17 protein-coding genes are annotated in these 16661 nt (G+C 59.9%); 12 read left to right on the forward strand and 5 right to left on the reverse strand.

The features are described from left to right. Positions 1–233 precede the first annotated feature (233 nt). Genes fsa through folK form a run of 3 tightly spaced genes read right to left on the reverse strand, consistent with a single transcriptional unit; the run spans position 234 to position 1671 of the window. Positions 234–878, reverse strand: coding sequence for a fructose-6-phosphate aldolase (gene fsa, locus DBAC_RS07295; protein WP_015773642.1), 645 nt, complete (start codon positions 876–878; stop codon positions 234–236). Between the two features lie 12 nt (positions 879–890). Further along, complete coding sequence (locus DBAC_RS07300; RefSeq protein WP_015773643.1) at positions 891–1142, reverse strand: TRASH domain-containing protein; 252 nt, start codon at positions 1140–1142, stop codon at positions 891–893. After that, positions 1135–1671, reverse strand: coding sequence for a 2-amino-4-hydroxy-6-hydroxymethyldihydropteridine diphosphokinase (gene folK / locus DBAC_RS07305; RefSeq protein WP_015773644.1), 537 nt, complete (start codon positions 1669–1671; stop codon positions 1135–1137). The genes DBAC_RS07300 and folK overlap by 8 nt, the downstream gene beginning before the upstream one ends. 62 nt (positions 1672–1733) lie before the next feature. Between folK and xerD the strand changes: the two genes are divergently transcribed. The 12 genes from xerD (at position 1734) to lysA (ending at position 15113) form a co-directional block, all read left to right on the forward strand. Next, positions 1734–2612: a site-specific tyrosine recombinase XerD gene (gene xerD / locus DBAC_RS07310; protein WP_015773645.1), complete on the forward strand. Its 879-nt coding sequence runs from the start codon at positions 1734–1736 to the stop codon at positions 2610–2612. A gap of 3 nt (positions 2613–2615) precedes the next feature. Next, complete coding sequence (locus DBAC_RS07315) at positions 2616–5294, forward strand: CBS domain-containing protein (RefSeq protein ID WP_015773646.1); 2679 nt, start codon at positions 2616–2618, stop codon at positions 5292–5294. A gap of 93 nt (positions 5295–5387) precedes the next feature. Continuing rightward, the gene (locus tag DBAC_RS07320) at positions 5388–6128 is read left to right on the forward strand and encodes a basic amino acid ABC transporter substrate-binding protein (RefSeq protein ID WP_015773647.1); all 741 of its coding nucleotides are present in this window, start codon (positions 5388–5390) and stop codon (positions 6126–6128) included. A 64-nt stretch (positions 6129–6192) separates the two neighbouring features. Continuing rightward, positions 6193–6999, forward strand: a complete 807-nt coding sequence (locus DBAC_RS07325) for an amino acid ABC transporter permease (RefSeq protein WP_015773648.1) — start codon at positions 6193–6195, stop codon at positions 6997–6999. Continuing rightward, a complete protein-coding gene (locus DBAC_RS07330) occupies positions 6986–7726 on the forward strand; it encodes an amino acid ABC transporter ATP-binding protein (RefSeq protein ID WP_015773649.1) in 741 nt (246 codons plus the stop codon). Before DBAC_RS07325 ends, DBAC_RS07330 begins: the two co-directional genes overlap by 14 nt. Positions 7727–7728: 2 nt before the next feature. Next, positions 7729–8217 (forward strand): HIT family protein, encoded by a 489-nt coding sequence (locus DBAC_RS07335; RefSeq protein WP_015773650.1) that lies wholly within the window; start codon positions 7729–7731, stop codon positions 8215–8217. Between the two features lie 11 nt (positions 8218–8228). Continuing rightward, on the forward strand, positions 8229–8576 hold the full coding sequence (locus tag DBAC_RS07340; RefSeq protein WP_015773651.1) for a LapA family protein: 348 nt from the start codon (positions 8229–8231) through the stop codon (positions 8574–8576). 93 nt (positions 8577–8669) lie between these two features. After that, positions 8670–9689 (forward strand): SDR family oxidoreductase, encoded by a 1020-nt coding sequence (locus DBAC_RS07345; RefSeq protein WP_015773652.1) that lies wholly within the window; start codon positions 8670–8672, stop codon positions 9687–9689. Positions 9690–9699: 10 nt separating this feature from the next. Continuing rightward, positions 9700–10794 (forward strand): tetratricopeptide repeat protein, encoded by a 1095-nt coding sequence (locus DBAC_RS07350; RefSeq protein WP_015773653.1) that lies wholly within the window; start codon positions 9700–9702, stop codon positions 10792–10794. Continuing rightward, positions 10791–13409 carry a DNA mismatch repair protein MutS gene (gene mutS, locus DBAC_RS07355; protein WP_015773654.1) on the forward strand — a complete coding sequence of 873 codons (2619 nt, stop codon included), beginning with the start codon at positions 10791–10793 and terminating at the stop codon, positions 13407–13409. The genes DBAC_RS07350 and mutS overlap by 4 nt, the downstream gene beginning before the upstream one ends. Further along, positions 13406–13822, forward strand: a complete 417-nt coding sequence (locus tag DBAC_RS07360) for a hypothetical protein (RefSeq protein WP_015773655.1) — start codon at positions 13406–13408, stop codon at positions 13820–13822. The genes mutS and DBAC_RS07360 overlap by 4 nt, the downstream gene beginning before the upstream one ends. A 19-nt stretch (positions 13823–13841) precedes the next feature. Further along, positions 13842–15113, forward strand: a complete 1272-nt coding sequence (lysA, locus tag DBAC_RS07365) for a diaminopimelate decarboxylase (RefSeq protein WP_015773656.1) — start codon at positions 13842–13844, stop codon at positions 15111–15113. Positions 15114–15227: 114 nt separating this feature from the next. Here the strand turns inward: lysA and DBAC_RS07370 are convergent, their stop codons facing one another. Together DBAC_RS07370 and DBAC_RS07375 are read right to left on the reverse strand one after the other, a co-directional pair. Further along, the gene (locus tag DBAC_RS07370; protein WP_015773657.1) at positions 15228–16304 is read right to left on the reverse strand and encodes an SO_0444 family Cu/Zn efflux transporter; all 1077 of its coding nucleotides are present in this window, start codon (positions 16302–16304) and stop codon (positions 15228–15230) included. After that, complete coding sequence (locus DBAC_RS07375; protein WP_015773658.1) at positions 16301–16660, reverse strand: ArsR/SmtB family transcription factor; 360 nt, start codon at positions 16658–16660, stop codon at positions 16301–16303. The genes DBAC_RS07370 and DBAC_RS07375 overlap by 4 nt, the downstream gene beginning before the upstream one ends. Between the last annotated feature and the right edge of the window lies 1 nt (position 16661).

A 16661-nucleotide genomic window follows, 5' to 3' on the forward strand; every position in this document is an offset into this window, starting at 1 on the left:
ATTTTGATCGCTTCCGTTCTGTGTTCAAATCGCTTCGTTCGACAGGCGCATTCGTCATGCCCAACGCAGAATAATGGGACGGGTCCATCCCATTATCCTGCGCGGCACTAAACGCCACGGCACGGTGTTGAGACTGTCATTTTCCGCCTGCGGGGAATTCAGCAACGTCCCACAAGCAAAAAAGCCCGAGGCATTGGCCACGGGCTTTTTTGCTTCACTGCGTGCAGGTGTCGTTATTTGCCTTTCTTCTCCCAATCCTTGAGAAACGCGGCAATGCCCTTGTCGGTCAAGGGATGGTCGATAAGCTGGGTCAGGATCTTGTACGGGACCGTGGCGATGTGGGCTCCGGCCATGGCTGCGTCGAGCACGTGCAAAGGGCTGCGTATGCTGGCCGCGATGATCTGCGTGGTGAATCCGTAATTGCCGAAGATGCCCATAATCTGGTGCACCAACTCCATGCCGTCCTGACCGACATCGTCGAGCCGACCCAAGAACGGGCTGACGTAGGCCGCCCCCGCCTTGGCCGCAAGCAAGGCCTGGGCGGCGGAGAAAATCAGGGTCACGTTGGTCTCGATGTCCATGGATTTCAAGATGCGCACGGCTTTGAGCCCTTCTGCCGTCATGGGCACCTTGACCACGACATTGGGCCCGAACTGCACCAGATCCTTGGCTTCACGCACCATGCCTTCGGTATCGAGCGCGATAACCTCAAGACTGACCGGCCCCGGGACCAGCTTGCAGATTGTGCCGGCGATGTCGCGCCAGTCATCCGCTTCCTTGCTCATGAGCGAAGGGTTGGTGGTCACCCCGTCCACGAGTCCCATTTCCATGGCGGCCTTGATCTCGGTCAAGTTCGCCGTATCGATGAAGAATTGCATAGCGTCCTCCTTCTAATCGATCATTTTCAGATATTTGTCCCGGCATTCGTAACTGCAGAAACAGCGCACCTCTTCCCCTTCCTTGATTCTGATGTCCGAATCCTTGGAAACGTAGGTCCCGCAGACAGGGTCCTTTACCAGCACTCCTTCCTTGGCCAGTTTCTCTTCCTGCTTGTGTTTGACCTCGACCTTCTTTTTCTTGTCATTGGTCACCAGTTTGTAAAGGATGAAGCAGACTGCAGCCAGAATGACAAATTTAAGCATTGTTCACCTCGGAAATAACGTTGGTGGCCTGCAAGATCCGATCTCCTTCAAGGCGATACGGAAGCCGGGACAGCCACTGTGATGGATAAAAGTCCCGGATGCGGATATCCGGAGCCAGATGCATGAGCGGGACGAGCACAAAAGCCCTCTCGGTCATGCGTGGATGAGGGATTTGAAGCGTGGGCGAATTCCACTGCATGTCTCCGTAAAGGAGGATGTCGATATCTATGACCCGTGGTCCCCAACGCTTCGCGCGGACCCGGCCCATCTGTGTCTCAATTCCTGCCAGGACGCCAAGCAGCTCTTCGGGGGAATACGAAGCACGAACATTCAGACGTACCACGCAGTTGGCGAACCAGTCCTGGTCACGCACCCCCTGCGGCTCCGTCCGGAAAATCGGGGACACGGCGTCCACCTCAAGGCCGGGGGCGCTGTCCAGGGCTTTGATGGCCTGCTTCACATTGGCCACGGGGTCTCCGATATTGGACCCCAGACTGAGATATGCCTGAGAGGCGCTTGGTTTGGGCATTGGTTGAAAAAGCTACCTTTTTCAGCTTGTGCAGGCAAGGGGGCAGATGTACCTTGCCGGGAATGCACGAAGAAATCGACGCCTATCTCCAGCATCTGACCGTCATTCGCGGATTGGCCGAAAAAACCGTCGAGGCCTATGGTTCGGATCTGCTTTTTTTCCGGGATTTTTTGTCGGAACTTGGCGGCAGCCTGCATCAGATCGATGAACACACCCTCTTCCTTTATATGGTGCATCTGCGGCGCAAGGGTCTGAAAAACACGTCCATGGCCCGCAACATCTCAAGTTTACGCGGTTTTTTCGAATTTCTGGTGCAGGAACGCCACCTCGCCTCCAGCCCCGCCGCTCTGCTGGACAGCCCCAAACTGGTCCGCAAACTGCCGGAAGTCCTGTCCCGGGATGAGGTCACCGCCCTCTTGGACCGCCCCGCCTTGAACACCCCGCTGGGTTTTCGCGACCGGACCATGCTCGAACTCCTCTACGCCTGCGGACTGCGCGTGTCCGAACTGGTCTCCCTGACCGCACCCGACTTTGATCCCCAGGCCGGGCTTTTGCGCGTGCTGGGCAAGGGCAGCAAGGAGCGATACGTGCCTCTGCACGACTCCGCGGTCAGCTTCATGCTCTCGTTCCTGCGCCAGTGGCGCCCCCTGTTCGGCCCCAAGACCGACACCGTATTTCTCAATCGCTCCGGCCTTGGCCTGTCCCGACAGGGCGTCTGGAAGCTGCTGCGCCGCTACGCGCTGGAGGCCGGCATCACGCGTCCGGTCTCGCCGCACACTCTGCGCCACTCGTTCGCCACGCACCTGCTGGAAGGCGGGGCCGATCTGCGCACCGTGCAGATCCTGCTCGGTCACAGCGACATCATGGCCACGGAAATCTACACCCATGTGCAATCGGCCCGCATGGTCGCCCTGCACCGCAAATTTCACCCCCGGTCCTAAGCCATGACCCAGCCCACTTCTTTTAAAACGGTCATCACCTGCCACGCCAATGCGGATTTCGACGCCCTGGCCGCCATGATCGCGGTCAGCAAGCTCTATCCGGACGCCGCCCTGGTCTTCCCCGGCACCCAGGAAAGCTCGCTCAAGGATTATTTCATCCAGAGCGCCATGTATCTCTTCAATTTCAAAAGCTTGAAAGACATTGACCTGCAGGCGGTGCGGCTTTTGGTGGTCGTGGATACACGGCAACGCTCCAGGCTCACCCACGTCGAGCCCCTGCTGGCTTTGCCGGATCTGTCCATTCATCTCTATGATCACCACCCGGCCACCGATGACGCTCTTGAAGCGAGTCTCGACATCTATCAGCCATGGGGCGCGACCACGTCCATCATCGTTGAAAAGCTCCGCGAAAAATCCCTGACCGTCAGCCCCGACGAAGCGACCATCATGGGTCTTGGCATCTTCGAGGACACGGGCGGATTCACCTTCAAATCCACCACCGAACACGATTTCAAGGCCGCGGCCTGGCTGCGGACCATGGGCATGGATCTCGACGTCATCCGCGACATCATGAGCCGCGAACTGTCCACGGAGCAGGTCGCCATCCTGTCGGAACTCATCGATTCCGCCACCACCCACACCATAAACGGCGTCGACATCGTCATCGCCGAGGTCGTGCTTGATGCCTATGTCGGCGATTTCGCCTTGCTGACGCACAAACTCATGGACATGGAAAACATCCGCGTGCTTTTTGCCGTCGGCCACATGGGCGACCGCATCCAGCTCGTGGCCCGCAGCAAGGTTCAGGAAGTGGATGTGGGCGTGGTCTGTTCGTCTTTCGGCGGCGGAGGCCATGCCTATGCCGCGTCGGCGTCCATCAAGGACCGCACTATTTCTCAGGTAAAGGATGAGCTTTTTGCTCTGCTCTACTCGCTCATCAACCCCCAGATGGTGGTCAAGGATTTCATGTCCTCGCCCGTGGTGCGCATCAAGGCAACGCAGAGCGTGGCCCAGGCGGCGGAAGTGATGGTCCGCTATGGGCTCAAAGCCCTGCCCGTGGTCGAATACGCAGACCAGGTCTGCGGCATCATCGAGAACAGCGTGGCCGAAAAAGCCGTCGGACATGGTCTGGGAGAGGAACGGGTCACGGAGTACATGCTGGAGGATTTTCTTTTCGTGACCGAGGCCCAGGACCTCTATCAGGTCATGGAGATCATTCTGGGGCATCGCCAGCGTCTGGTCCCGGTGCTGCGCGAACAGGAATTGGTCGGGGTCATCACGCGCACGGACCTCATCAATCTCATGATTCAGGAACCGGCCCGCATCCCCGAGTCCCTGCTTTCGGACAAGCGCCAGGAAAAGAACATCCGCCAGATACTCCTTGAGCGGCTACCTAAAGACATTGTTTCCCTGCTTCAGCTGGCAGGGCAGACCGGGCAGGAGCTTGGCGTGGAGGTCTATGCCGTGGGCGGGTTCGTGCGCGATATGCTGCTGGGCATCCCCAACGACGACATCGACCTGGTGGTCGAAGGCGACGGGATCGTGTTCGCCCAGAATCTTGGCCACAAGCTCGCGGCGCGGGTGCGCTCGCACCTCAAATTCCGCACCGCGGTGCTCATCCTGCCCAGCGGCCAGAAGATCGACGTGGCCACCGCCCGACTGGAGTACTACGAGTACCCGGCCGCCCTGCCCATCGTCGAACTCTCGTCGCTGAAGATGGACCTGTACCGCCGCGATTTTTCCATCAACACCCTGGCCATCCACCTCTGCCCGCCCCACTTCGGGCGGCTGGTGGATTTTTTCGGCGGGCAGCAGGATTTGAAAGACGGCGTCATCCGCGTCCTGCATTCCCTGTCTTTCGTGGAAGACCCGACGCGCATCATCCGCGCCATCCGTTTCGAGCAGCGTTTCCAGTTCAAGATCGGCTCGCAGACCGAGCGGCTCATCAAAAACGCGGTGCGCCTGAACATCTTTCAGAAGCTCTCCGGGGCGCGCATCCGGCACGAGCTGCGCCTTTTGGCCGAAGACAGCGCGCCCCTTGACGCGCTGATCCGCATGCGCGACCTGGGACTTTTGCAGGAGATCCATCCCCTGCTCCATTTCCCGCAGACAAAAGAAGCCCTGCTGGAGGAGATCGAGAAGATCATCACCTGGTACAAGCTGCTGTTCCGCGAGGAATCCCCGGACATCTGGATCGTCTATTTTCTCGGGCTGGTCTCGGGCTTCGACACGCATCAGGTCCAGGCCCTGACCTCGCGCCTGAAGTTCCCGCCCAAGAGGACGGACCTGGTGGAATCCACCCGCCGCCAGTTGCGCTATGTAGCCATGCAGCTGGCGCAATGGGGGAAGAACGAGGGGTCGTTGGCCGATCTGTACGAGATCCTCTCCCCCTTGTCTCTGGAAGGACTGCTCTATACCATGGCCAAGCAGCGCAAGCTGGAACTAAAGAAAGCCATCTCCCACTACCTGACGCATTTGCAGGATGTGGGCATCCTCGTTACAGGCTCTGATATCAAGGAAATGGGCCTGGAACCGGGGCCGCAGTTTGCGAATATCCTGCGGGCGGTGAAACGGGCCGTTCTGAACGCGGAAGTGCGGACCAGGGAAGAACAGCTCAAATACGCCAAGCGCATGGCGGGATCGCTGCAAGGCCAAAGACGCGCACCCAAAGCCGTTTCTTGACCAAACCATGGCAATTCTTTAATGATTTTGTGTCATTTTGGTCTGTCGGACAAATTTTCGGAAAATCATCATTTTACCAGCTCTGGAGGACGTATGCGTACACGGATTGCACTAGTTTTGCTGGCTCTTTTTCTCATGGCCTCAAATGCCCTGGCCAAGGATGTCGTCTTTGCGGTGGATGCCACCTATCCGCCAATGGAAATGATTGACGCCGACAAGAACATCGTGGGCTTTGGTCCCGAGGTCGTCATGGCCATGGGCAAGGCCGGCGGATTCAACCCCATCCTCAAGAACACCGCCTGGGACGGCATCTTCGCAGGTCTTGCCTCCGGCAAGTACGACGCCATCGCCTCTTCGGTCTCCATCACCGAAGAACGCAAACAGAGCATGGATTTTTCCGACCCCTATTTTGAAGTGAAGCAGGGCGTCATCGTGCCCAAGGGCGCGGCCATCAGTTCCGTGGCCGACCTGGCCGGCAAGACCGTGGCCTCCCAGATGGGCACCACCGGCTATTTCGTCTGCAAGAAGATCGAAGGCGCCACCGCCAAATCCTACGACGAGATCGGCCTGGCCGTGGAAGACCTTTATAATGGTCGCATCGACGCCGTCATCGCCGACGACGCCGTCGCCTCCAACTACGCCCTGCAGCACGAGCAGTATTCCCAGAAGCTGACCCTGGCCTTCCTCATCGCCCCCGAAGCCCCCGAGTACCTGGGCTTTGCCGTGAACAAGGGCAACAAGGAGACCGTGGAACTGATCAACTCCGCCCTGGCCGCCATCAAGGCCAACGGCGAGTACGACAAGATCTACGCCAAATGGTTCGGACCCAAATAATGTCATAAACCGGGGCTAACGCCCCGGTTTTCCTTTTCTTTCCAGCGACTCGACAAGGCCAGTCATGAACCCAAAATTTTCCAAAAAAGCTGTCAAGATCGACATCGGCGACGGCGCGGCCATCCCGCTCAAAAAGGATTCCGGCCTCTTCAACGCCTGGTGGCTCACTTTTTTCGGCGCCATCGGCATCATTACCTATCTGTGCGTGACCAGGCCCGAACCATACTGGCGGATTCTGCAATTTCTTCCCGACGGCGTCGTGGTCACCTTCCAGGTCACGATCCTGTCCATCATGCTCTCCCTGGTGCTCGGACTCATAACAGGCCTTGGCCGCCTGTCCCGCAACAAAGTCCTGAATCTGATCGCTTCGACCTATGTCGAAGTCATTCGCGGCATCCCGCTTCTGGTGCAGCTTTTTTACATCTACTACGCTCTCGGACGCCTCGAATTTTTCAAGGATCTGCCTCCCATGGCCGCGGCAGTGACCGCCATGGGCATCTGTTATGGCGCCTACATGGGCGAAGTATTCAGGGCCGGCATCGATTCCATCGACAAAGGCCAGGCCGAGGCGGCCAGATCCCTTGGGTTCAGCCGCGCCCAGACCATGATGTACGTGATCCTGCCCCAGGCCTGGCGGACCATCCTGCCACCGGTGGGCAACGAATTCATCGCCCTCCTGAAAGACAGTTCCCTGGTCTCCATCCTGGCCGTGTCGGACCTCTTGCGCCGAGGCCGGGAATTCGCCAGCGAATCCTTCATGTATTTCGAGGCATACACCATGGTGGCCCTGGTTTATCTGGTCATCACGCTCTTCTTGTCCAAGGCCGTCAGTAAAATGGAGCAGAGGTTGAATTATTATGAACGGGACTAGGCCCATCATCGAAATCAAGAACGTCTACAAGTTCTTTGGACAGTTGCAGGCATTAAACGACGTCAGCCTGTCCATCAATTCCGGCGAGAAAGTGGTCATCATCGGTCCCAGCGGATCGGGAAAATCCACCCTGCTGCGTTCCATCAACCGCCTGGAAACCATCGACAGCGGAAGCATCGTGGTCGACGGGCAGGATATCAACGCCAAAGACAACAATATCAACCTGATCCGCCAGGAACTGGGCATGGTCTTCCAGAGTTTCAACCTTTTTCCGCACAAGACGGTGCTCGGCAACCTGACCATGGCACCCATGAAGCTGAAAAACGTGCCGGAGCTTGAGGCCAAGAAACGGGCCCTCAGCCTGCTGGACAAGGTCGGTATCCGGGAGAAGGCGGAGGTTTTTCCGGCCATGCTCTCCGGTGGACAGCAGCAGCGCGTGGCCATTGCCCGGGCGCTGGCCATGAACCCCAAGATCATGCTCTTCGATGAGCCGACCTCTGCCCTGGACCCGGAGATGATCGGCGAGGTGCTCGACGTCATGGTCACCCTGGCCAAGGAAGGCATGACCATGGTCGTCGTCACCCACGAGATGGGATTCGCCCGCGAAGTGGCGGACCGCGTCATCTTCATGGATCACGGCCAGATCGTCGAGACGGGCACTCCGGAGCATTTCTTCACCAGCCCCGAGCATCCGCGCACCCAGAAATTCCTGAGCCAGATCCTGTAGACATGAAAACACTGCACGCGCCCTGGCGCATCAACTACATTCTCGGTCCCAAACCCGACTCGTGCGTCTTCTGTCTGCCCGAGTCCACGGACGGCGATGAGAAACGCTTCGTGTTGCACCGCGCCGAGAACTGTTTTGTCATCATGAACATCTTCCCCTACTCCAGCGGGCATCTCATGGTCACCCCGTATCGGCACGTCAGCAACATCACCGAACTCGACGCGAGGGAAAGTCATGAGATCATGGACTATGTACAAAAGTGCTCTTTTATCTTAGAGCAGGCTTTCAATCCCCACGGAATCAATATCGGCGTAAATATAGGCGAGGCCGCCGGCGCCGGGATCAGGGAACATCTTCATGTGCACCTTGTGCCGCGCTGGAACGGAGATCACTCCTTCATGGCCGTCATGTCGGAAACGAGCGTTCTGCCTGAGCATCTGCGCGAGACGTACAAGCGCTTGAAGCCCTTTTTCAACAACCTTCAACGGTAGAGGTGATACGGATGCGATATCTCAAGGTGTTGGGCCTGGTAGCCCTTTTCTTTTTCTCCATGCTTTTCTTTGTTCAGAACCATGAGATCCTGATCCAGGAACTGGCGCTGGAACTCAAAGTCTTCGGCTGGCATTACCAGACCGAGGCGGTGCCCTTCTATCTGATCATCCTCATGGCTTTCGTGATCGGTTCCCTGCTCTGCACCTTCTACTTCTTCCTGGAAAGAATCCGCCTGTCCAAGCAGTGCCGCCAGTACAAGAAGGAAGTGGATGCCCTGGAGCGCGAAGTAGCATCCCTGCGTCCCAAGACCATGGATGAGTACACCACCACGGAATCCACCGACAACATCCAGAACTGAAGCATCCGGAACGATCCGTCGTCCACCCTGCTGTAGTGCGTCCCAAGGATCACCCCTTCGGGACGCAATTTTTTTCCTTATATCGAGTACCTCATGCATAAAAAAATACTCCCTCTTCTGGAATCCAAACAACGCTGGCTCGTCACCGGCGTTGCCGGATTCATCGGCTCGAACCTGCTGGAAACCCTGCTGTGCCATGATCACGAGGTCACGGGTCTCGATAATTTTTCCACCGGCCACAGGCACAACCTGGACGAAGTCCAAGGCAGCGTGACCCCCGAGCAGTGGGCCCGTTTCCGCTTCATCGAAGGCGACATCCGGGACCTGCCCACCTGCATGGAGGCCTGCAAGGGCGCAACCTACGTCCTGCACCAGGCCGCGCTTGGCTCGGTGCCCCGCTCCATTGTCGATCCTCTGCTGACCAACGCCAACAACGTGACCGGCTTTCTGAACATGCTGGTCGCCGCCAAGGACAGCACGGTCAGGCGCTTCGTGTACGCGGCCTCAAGTTCCACCTACGGCGATCACCCCGGCTTGCCCAAGGTCGAGGACACCATCGGCAAGCCCTTGTCTCCCTACGCCGTGACCAAGTACGTGAATGAGCTGTATGCCGAGGTCTTCCTCAAAACCTATGGCCTGGACAGCGTGGGGCTGCGCTATTTCAATGTCTTCGGAAAACGCCAGGATCCCGAGGGCGCCTATGCGGCGGTCATCCCCAAATGGTTCGCGGGCCTCTTGCGCGGCGAGACTGTCTGGATCAACGGCGACGGTGAAACAAGCCGCGATTTCTGCTTCATCGACAATTGCGTGCAGGCCAACATCCTGGCAGCATGCGCCACGGGTCCGGACGTTGCCGGGAGCGTGTTCAATGTCGCCTTTGGTCAGCGCACCACCCTTGGCGAGCTGTTTTATCTCATCCGCGACGAGGCCGCCAAATTCATGCCGGCCTGCGCGGAAGCGTTGCCCTCGCACCGGGATTTCCGGGCCGGGGACGTCCGGCACTCCCTGGCCGATATTTCCAAAAGCCGCAGACTGCTCGGCTACGACCCCGCCTATGACGTGCGCGAAGGCCTGGCCAAGGCCGGCGAGTGGTACGCCAGGCATCTGACCTAGGAGCAAACACATGCAATGGCTACGATCCCTCCTGGGAATGCGCGACGACCACGCCGACCTTTTCTCTCCTGTGCCGCCCAATCCGGCTCAGGACGCCCTGGCCGCCATCGACGACCTGTCTCGTGCCATGCGCAACCATCAGGGCGCGGTGGAGATCTGTTCGGCTCTCGGCAACCTCTACCGCATGCGCGGGGAGCTTGACCGGGCCATTCAGATGCGCAGCTCCCTTTTGCACCGCGCGGACCTGAACCGCGAGGATCAGGCCCGCATCTATTTTGAACTCGGGCGCGACTACTCCCGGGCCGGCATTCTCGACCGCGCCCATGAGGCCTTGCGGAAATGCCGCGACATCGGCGGCGACAATCCCGCGCTGGAACTGGAACTGGCTCTCCTGCATGCCAAAGGCGGCGATTTTCTGGCCGCCAGCCGCCAATACCGGAAAATGGGGCATGATCTGCAAGCCGCCCACTATCTGGTCCGTGCCGCCACAACCGGAACCGAGGTCACGGATCAGGGGCTGCTGGCGGAGGCCAGGGAAATCTATCCCGCCTCCCCCGAGGCATGGCTTGAAGGAATCATGTTCCAGATCAGCCGGGAATCCTGGGATGATGTCCTCTCTCTGCTCGACCAGGGCCTTGGTTCGGTCGGCACGCATCTGGGCTTCGTACTGCTCGACCCCCTGCTTGATTTCGAGGATTCGGGCGCGCCCGTGAAAGCCATCCTGCCGGCGGCATATCTGGACGCCTTGCTGACCGTCATCGACAGGCATCCGCCCGAGCTGGCCCCGCTGCATTATGCCGGATGCCTGCTGCGCGCCCATGGCCGCATCGAGGAAGCCAAGACCTGGCAGGAGAAAACCCTGCTCATGAGCCCCGCCTTCTGGCCCGCCCGCCTGGAGCTTCTGACCATGTCCCTGCCCGAACAGCAGATGACCGCGGTCTTTGAATTGCAACTTGAATTTCTGCTGCGCCGCGCACGCGAGGCGAAACGCTTTGTCTGCGGCCGCTGCGGTCTGAAACGCGGGCAGATCTTCTTCTGCTGTCCCAAATGCATGTCCTGGCACTCCATAACCATCCGCCAGCTCTTGAGCGACGAGGCGTCATGAGCACAGTCAAGGTCACGCCCATGATGGAGCAGTACCTGCGGGTCAAGGAAGAATATCCAGGCACCCTGGTCTTCTTTCGCATGGGAGATTTTTTCGAACTCTTCTTCGAGGACGCCCAGATCGCGGCCCGGGAGCTGCAGATCACCCTGACCAGCCGCAACCCCGGCGCGGAGAATCCCGTACCCATGTGCGGAATGCCGCATCACGCCATCGACGAATACCTTCGCCAGTTGCTGGATAAGGGCTACAAGGTGGCCCTGTGCGATCAGGTCGAGGACCCGAAGCAGGCCAAGGGGCTGGTCAAGCGCGAGGTGACGCGGGTGCTGACCCCGGGCACCGTGGTGGAGGATATCAACCTCGACGCCAAGGGTCACAATTTTCTGGGAGCCCTGTACTGGGATGCCGACCTCGGCGGCGGTCTGGCCTGGGTCGATTTCTCCACCGGCGTCTGGTCCGGCATTCAGACCAAAAGCGAGTCCGTGCTGTGGCAATGGCTGGTCAAAATGGACCCGCGCGAGCTGCTCCTGACCGAGACCCAGGCCCTGCCCAAGGGCTTCGAGCAATGGCAGGCCAGGCTCTCGCGCTATCCGCAGAAATCCTATTTCGACGAGCGCGGCGCCCGGGACAAGCTCCTGCGCGCCCAGGCCGTCCCCAACCTGCAGACCCTCGACCTGGACGACAAGCCGGCCCTGATCCGCTGTTGCGGAGCGCTCCTGACCTACCTGGAGCTGACCCAGAAGCGCGACCTTGGCCACCTCTCACCTTTCATTCCCCTGGACCTCTCCGCCACCCTGCTCCTGGACGAGGTCACGGAGCGCAATCTGGAACTCTTCAGGACCATGGACGGAAGAAAGGGGCGCGGCACCCTGTGGCAGGTCCTGGATCAGACCCAGACCCCCATGGGCGGCAGGCTGCTGGAGACCCGGATGCACCAGCCCTTCAAGGACCTCGGGAGCATCCTGCCCGTGCAGGAACTGGTCGCCTATCTGCACGACGGCGATGGCATCCGCGAGGATCTGCGCCGGTCGCTGGACACGGTCTACGATCTGGAACGACTGTGCACGCGCATTGTCGTCAACCGCTCGACGCCCAAGGATTTCGCGGCCCTCAAGGCGTCGATGGGCGTTCTGCCGCGCCTGCGGCAGGCCCTCCTTGAACTTGAGTCCCCGCCGCCGAGGCTTGCCGCATTGCTGCGCGACTGGGACAATCTGGATGATGTGCACGGCCTCCTGACCCGCGCGCTGGCCGATTCCCTGCCGCCGGTCATCACCGAGGGGGGGCTCTTCAGGCCCGGCTACGACGCCGCCCTCGACGAACTCATGGATCTGACCGACCACGGCGAGGCGGCGCTCGCGGGCATGCTCGACCGAGAGCGCGCGGCCTGCAATATTCCCAAGCTCAAGCTCGGGTACACCAAGGTCTTCGGCTATTATTTCGAATTGAGCCGGGCAGTCGCGGCCGAACCACCGGCCCACTTCATCCGCCGCCAGACCCTGGTCAACGCCGAACGCTATATCACTGAAGAACTGAAAATCCTTGAAGAAAAACTTCTCAGCGCCTCGGATCAACGCAAAACCCGCGAGTACCAGCTCTTTCTGGCCCTGCGCGAGGAAGTGGCCGGGCATCGCGCCCGCTTCATGCATATGGCCACAATCCTGGCCGAGCTTGATTTTGCTCAGGGGCTCGCCCATGCCGCGCGCAAATGGGAATGGAGCAGGCCCGAGCTGCATGACGGGCTGGAAATCGCCATCAAGGGCGGACGCCATCCCGTGGTCGAGGCGGTGCAGGGTCGCTCGGGCTACATTCCCAACGACCTGACCCTGGACGACTCCGGCCGGGTACTGCTCATCACCGGCCCGAACATGGCAGGCAAGTCGACGGTGCTCAGGCAAGTGGCGCTCATCTGCATCCTGGCCCAGATGGGAGGGTTCGTTCCCGCCGCCAAGGCCCGGCTTGGACTCTGCGACCGCATTTTTTCACGCGTCGGCGCATCGGACAACCTGGCCATGGGCCAATCGACCTTCATGGTCGAAATGACGGAGACGGCCCGCATCCTGCGCCAGGCAGGCAAACGCTCGCTGGTCATTCTGGACGAAATCGGACGGGGCACAAGCACCTTCGACGGCCTCTCCCTGGCCTGGGCCGTGGCCGAAGAACTGGTCAGACGCCAGGGCGGAATCCGCACCCTTTTCGCGACCCATTACCACGAGCTGACCGTGCTCGAAGACCGCTTGCCCGGGGTGCGCAATTACAATATCGCCATCAAGGAATGGAAGGGCGACATCGTCTTTCTGCGCCGCATGGTGCCCGGACCGGCAGACCGCAGCTACGGCATCGAGGTGGCCCGGCTGGCAGGGGTCCCGGCTTCGGTCGTGACCCGGGCCAAGGAAATTCTGGCGGTGCTGGAGCGTCACGCTCCCGGCGGAGCCAAACGCAATGACTTTATCAGCCGCCAGGTCTCCCTGCCCGGTCTGACCAAGGCGCCGGTCTCGCACAAGCAGCCCGAGGAGCACGAGGTTCTTCAGGCCCTGAAAAAACTCAACGTCAACGAGCTTTCCCCCCTGGACGCACTGACCCTGCTCCACCAGTGGAAAGCAATGGCAGGATTGTCATGAAACGTATTCTTTTCCTGTTTCTTGTTCTCATGCTCGCCGCCTGCGGCAAAAAGGAATGGCCGCAGCCCATCGTCAGTGAAGAGATGATCCAGATCAACCACATGGAAGTCCGCATGGAAGAGGGCTGCGTGCTGATCAATGCCAAGCTGGGCGGACGACTCGTCAATCTCGAATATTTCATGGTCGAGATCGAGCAGGACGGCTGTCCCACCTGCCCGTTCACCCCGTCCTTCGTGCGCAAGTACTACCCCTTCAGTTCCGAGGTGTACCGCCAGGAGAACAGCTATATCTTCACCATCTGCGAGCCGTTGCCGGGCCAGACCCTGCGCGTTCGTCTGAAGGCGGACAACACGCACCAGATCATCGCGCCCGCGTTTTCGGAAATCATCACGCTCACCCCTAGCGCCCCTTAATCCCGAAAGGAGAACACATATGCATCATTTCCAATACAAGAACGGTCAACTTCACGCCGAGGACATAGCCGTGGCCGATCTGGTCTACGAATACGGCACACCGCTCTACATCTATTCCGCGACGACCTTGAAGCGCCACTACAAGGCCTTTGACTCCGCTTTCGACGGCATCGACCACCTGACCTGCTACTCGGTCAAGGCCAACTCCAACCTGAGCTTCCTCAAGATTCTGGCCCAGGAAGGAGCCGGTACGGACATCGTCTCCGGCGGCGAGCTTTTCCGGGCGCTCAGAGCCGGGGTGGACCCGAAAAAAATCGTCTATTCGGGAGTGGGCAAGAAGACCGTGGAGATCCAGGAAGCCCTCTTTGCCGACATACTCATGTTCAATGTGGAGTCCGTGCAGGAACTTGAACGCATCAACGACGTGGCCGGCGGCGTGGACAAGGTCGCGCGGGTCAGCCTGCGCATCAACCCCGACGTGGACCCCAAGACCCACCCCTATGTCTCGACCGGCCTCAAGGAGAACAAGTTCGGACTGTCCCGGGCCGACGCCCTGAAAGCCTACGCCCTGGCCCAGAGCCTGCCCAATGTCGAACCCATCGGCATGGATTGTCATATCGGCTCCCAGCTGACCCAGCTTTCTCCCTTTATGGAAGCACTGGAAAAGCTGAAAGAATTTCATGGCCAGCTGGTGCAGATGGGCATCAAGATCAAGTATATGGATCTGGGCGGTGGCCTCGGGATCACCTACAACGAGGAAGCCCCGCCGCATCCCGAGGAACTTGGCAAGGCCCTCATTGAATCCCTGAAGGGGCTGGATGTGACCCTCATCCTTGAGCCCGGACGGGTCATCGCCGGAAACACCGGCATCCTGGTGACCGAAGTGCAGTACACCAAGACCAACGAGGACAAGACGTTCGTCATTGTCGACGCGGCCATGAACGATCTGGTTCGCCCTTCCCTCTATGGCTCCTACCATCGCATCGCTTCGGTGCGTGAAGGAAACGGCGAGGAGATGACCGCCGATGTGGTCGGCCCCATCTGCGAGTCCGGAGATTTTCTGGCCAAGAACCGCACCTTCCCCAAGGTCGCCCAGGGAGACCTGCTGGCCGCCTTCTCGGCCGGGGCCTATGGGTTCGTCATGTCCTCGCAGTACAATTCCAGAGCACGCGCCGCCGAAATCATGGTCGAGGGCGACAAGCACGTGCTCGTGCGCAAGCGCGAGGTCTACAATGATCTGGTGGCTTTGGAAGAGGATGGGCTGGCCTGCATCGGCAGATTGAAGAAATAGGCGTTGCCTAGAGCCTGACTGATGAATCCCCCGGGCGCCCGAAGCGACCGGGGGATTTTTTTAGACCTGCGATTCAGCGGACGAGTACGAACCAGGCTGCGCGACTATTTTTTTTCATGACCGCAGCAGCCTGAAACGGCGGACGGCCAGCTGCAGGACCGAACGCAGCAGCACCGCAAGCATAATGAGGGCTGCCAGGATCGCAAGCAACCCGCCCTCTTCGGCACCGGAATTCTCGAGCCAGCCGTGCACTTCGAATCCGAGCCACAGGTAAAGGGCGTCGGCCGCCACGGCGCAGACAAGGGTGACGACGATGATGGACCCCACGTAGATGAAGGCGGATTTCCTGCCCAGCAACCTGCCGACCATGACCATGGTGGCCGCGTTGGTGGCCGGTCCGGCCAGCAGGAACACCAGCAGCGCTCCGGGAGAAAAGCCCTTCATAGCCAGGGCCGCGGCTATGGGCGTGCTGGCCGTGGCGCAGACGTACATGGGCAGGGCCACGACGAGCATGGCCAGCATGGAGGTGAATCCTCCGCCCGGCAGCGTCTGGCCCAGGTCATCCGGGAGATAGAGCGTGATGATCCCGGCCAGCAGGATTCCAAGGCCGAACCAGGGCGCGATGTCCGCCAGCAGATCGTCGAAGGCGAAGCGCTGGCCGTCGAGAAAGCGTTTCCAGACGGAGGGCGCAGGCGCCTCGCCTTGGCAGGAACAGCACCCGGATGCGCAGCCCTGCCCTGCGCCCGACGGCGCAAGGGTTTGCGGCGGCGCTGGTTCCTGTGTGCTGTCCTTGTCCGCCGCGTCGATGAAGAATCCCGTGACCATGGCCGTCAAAAAGGCGGAAAGGGGCCGCAGCACGGTCATGAGAGGGTCAAGAAGCGCCCAGCTCACGGCTATGGAATCGACGCCGGTCTCGGGAGTGGAAATGAGAAACGAGGCCGTCGCCCCCTTGCCCGCGCCCTGCCGCCGAAGCCCTGCCGCAGCCGGAATGACCCCGCAGCTGCACAGGGGCAGCGGCACCCCGAAGAGCGCCGCCTTGAAAATGTTTCCGGACTGGTTCTTGCCCAGGTGCCTGGCCACCAGATCGGAGGGCACGAACGCGCGCAGGAGTCCGGCCATGAAGAAGCCAAACAGCATCCAGAACGATGAATCGACCAGAATATCCCAGCATGCTTGCAACAATTCGTTCATTCCCCGCACCTCTGTCTGCAGTGATCAAGGGCCATATCGATGAGTTTTTCGACATGCCCGTCGTGAATCGTGTAGAAAATCACCTTGCCCGCCCGCCTGCCGCGCACCAGCCGGGCCGTTCGCAACAGCCGCAACTGATGGGATATGGCCGAAACGGACATGGAAAGCACCGCCGCCAGGTCGCAGACGCACAATTCTCCGAGGCGCAGGGCGTCCATGATCTTGAGCCGCGTCGGATCGGAGATCACGCCCAGAAGCGCGGCGGCTTCGTCCAGCACGCCGTCATCGGTCCTGGCACGCTGCGCCCTTTGCACGTTTTCTTCATGGATACAGCGTACTTCGCAGACATCCTTCATT

It is taken from the genome of Desulfomicrobium baculatum DSM 4028 (genome assembly GCF_000023225.1).
Lineage (GTDB): Bacteria > Desulfobacterota > Desulfovibrionia > Desulfovibrionales > Desulfomicrobiaceae > Desulfomicrobium > Desulfomicrobium baculatum.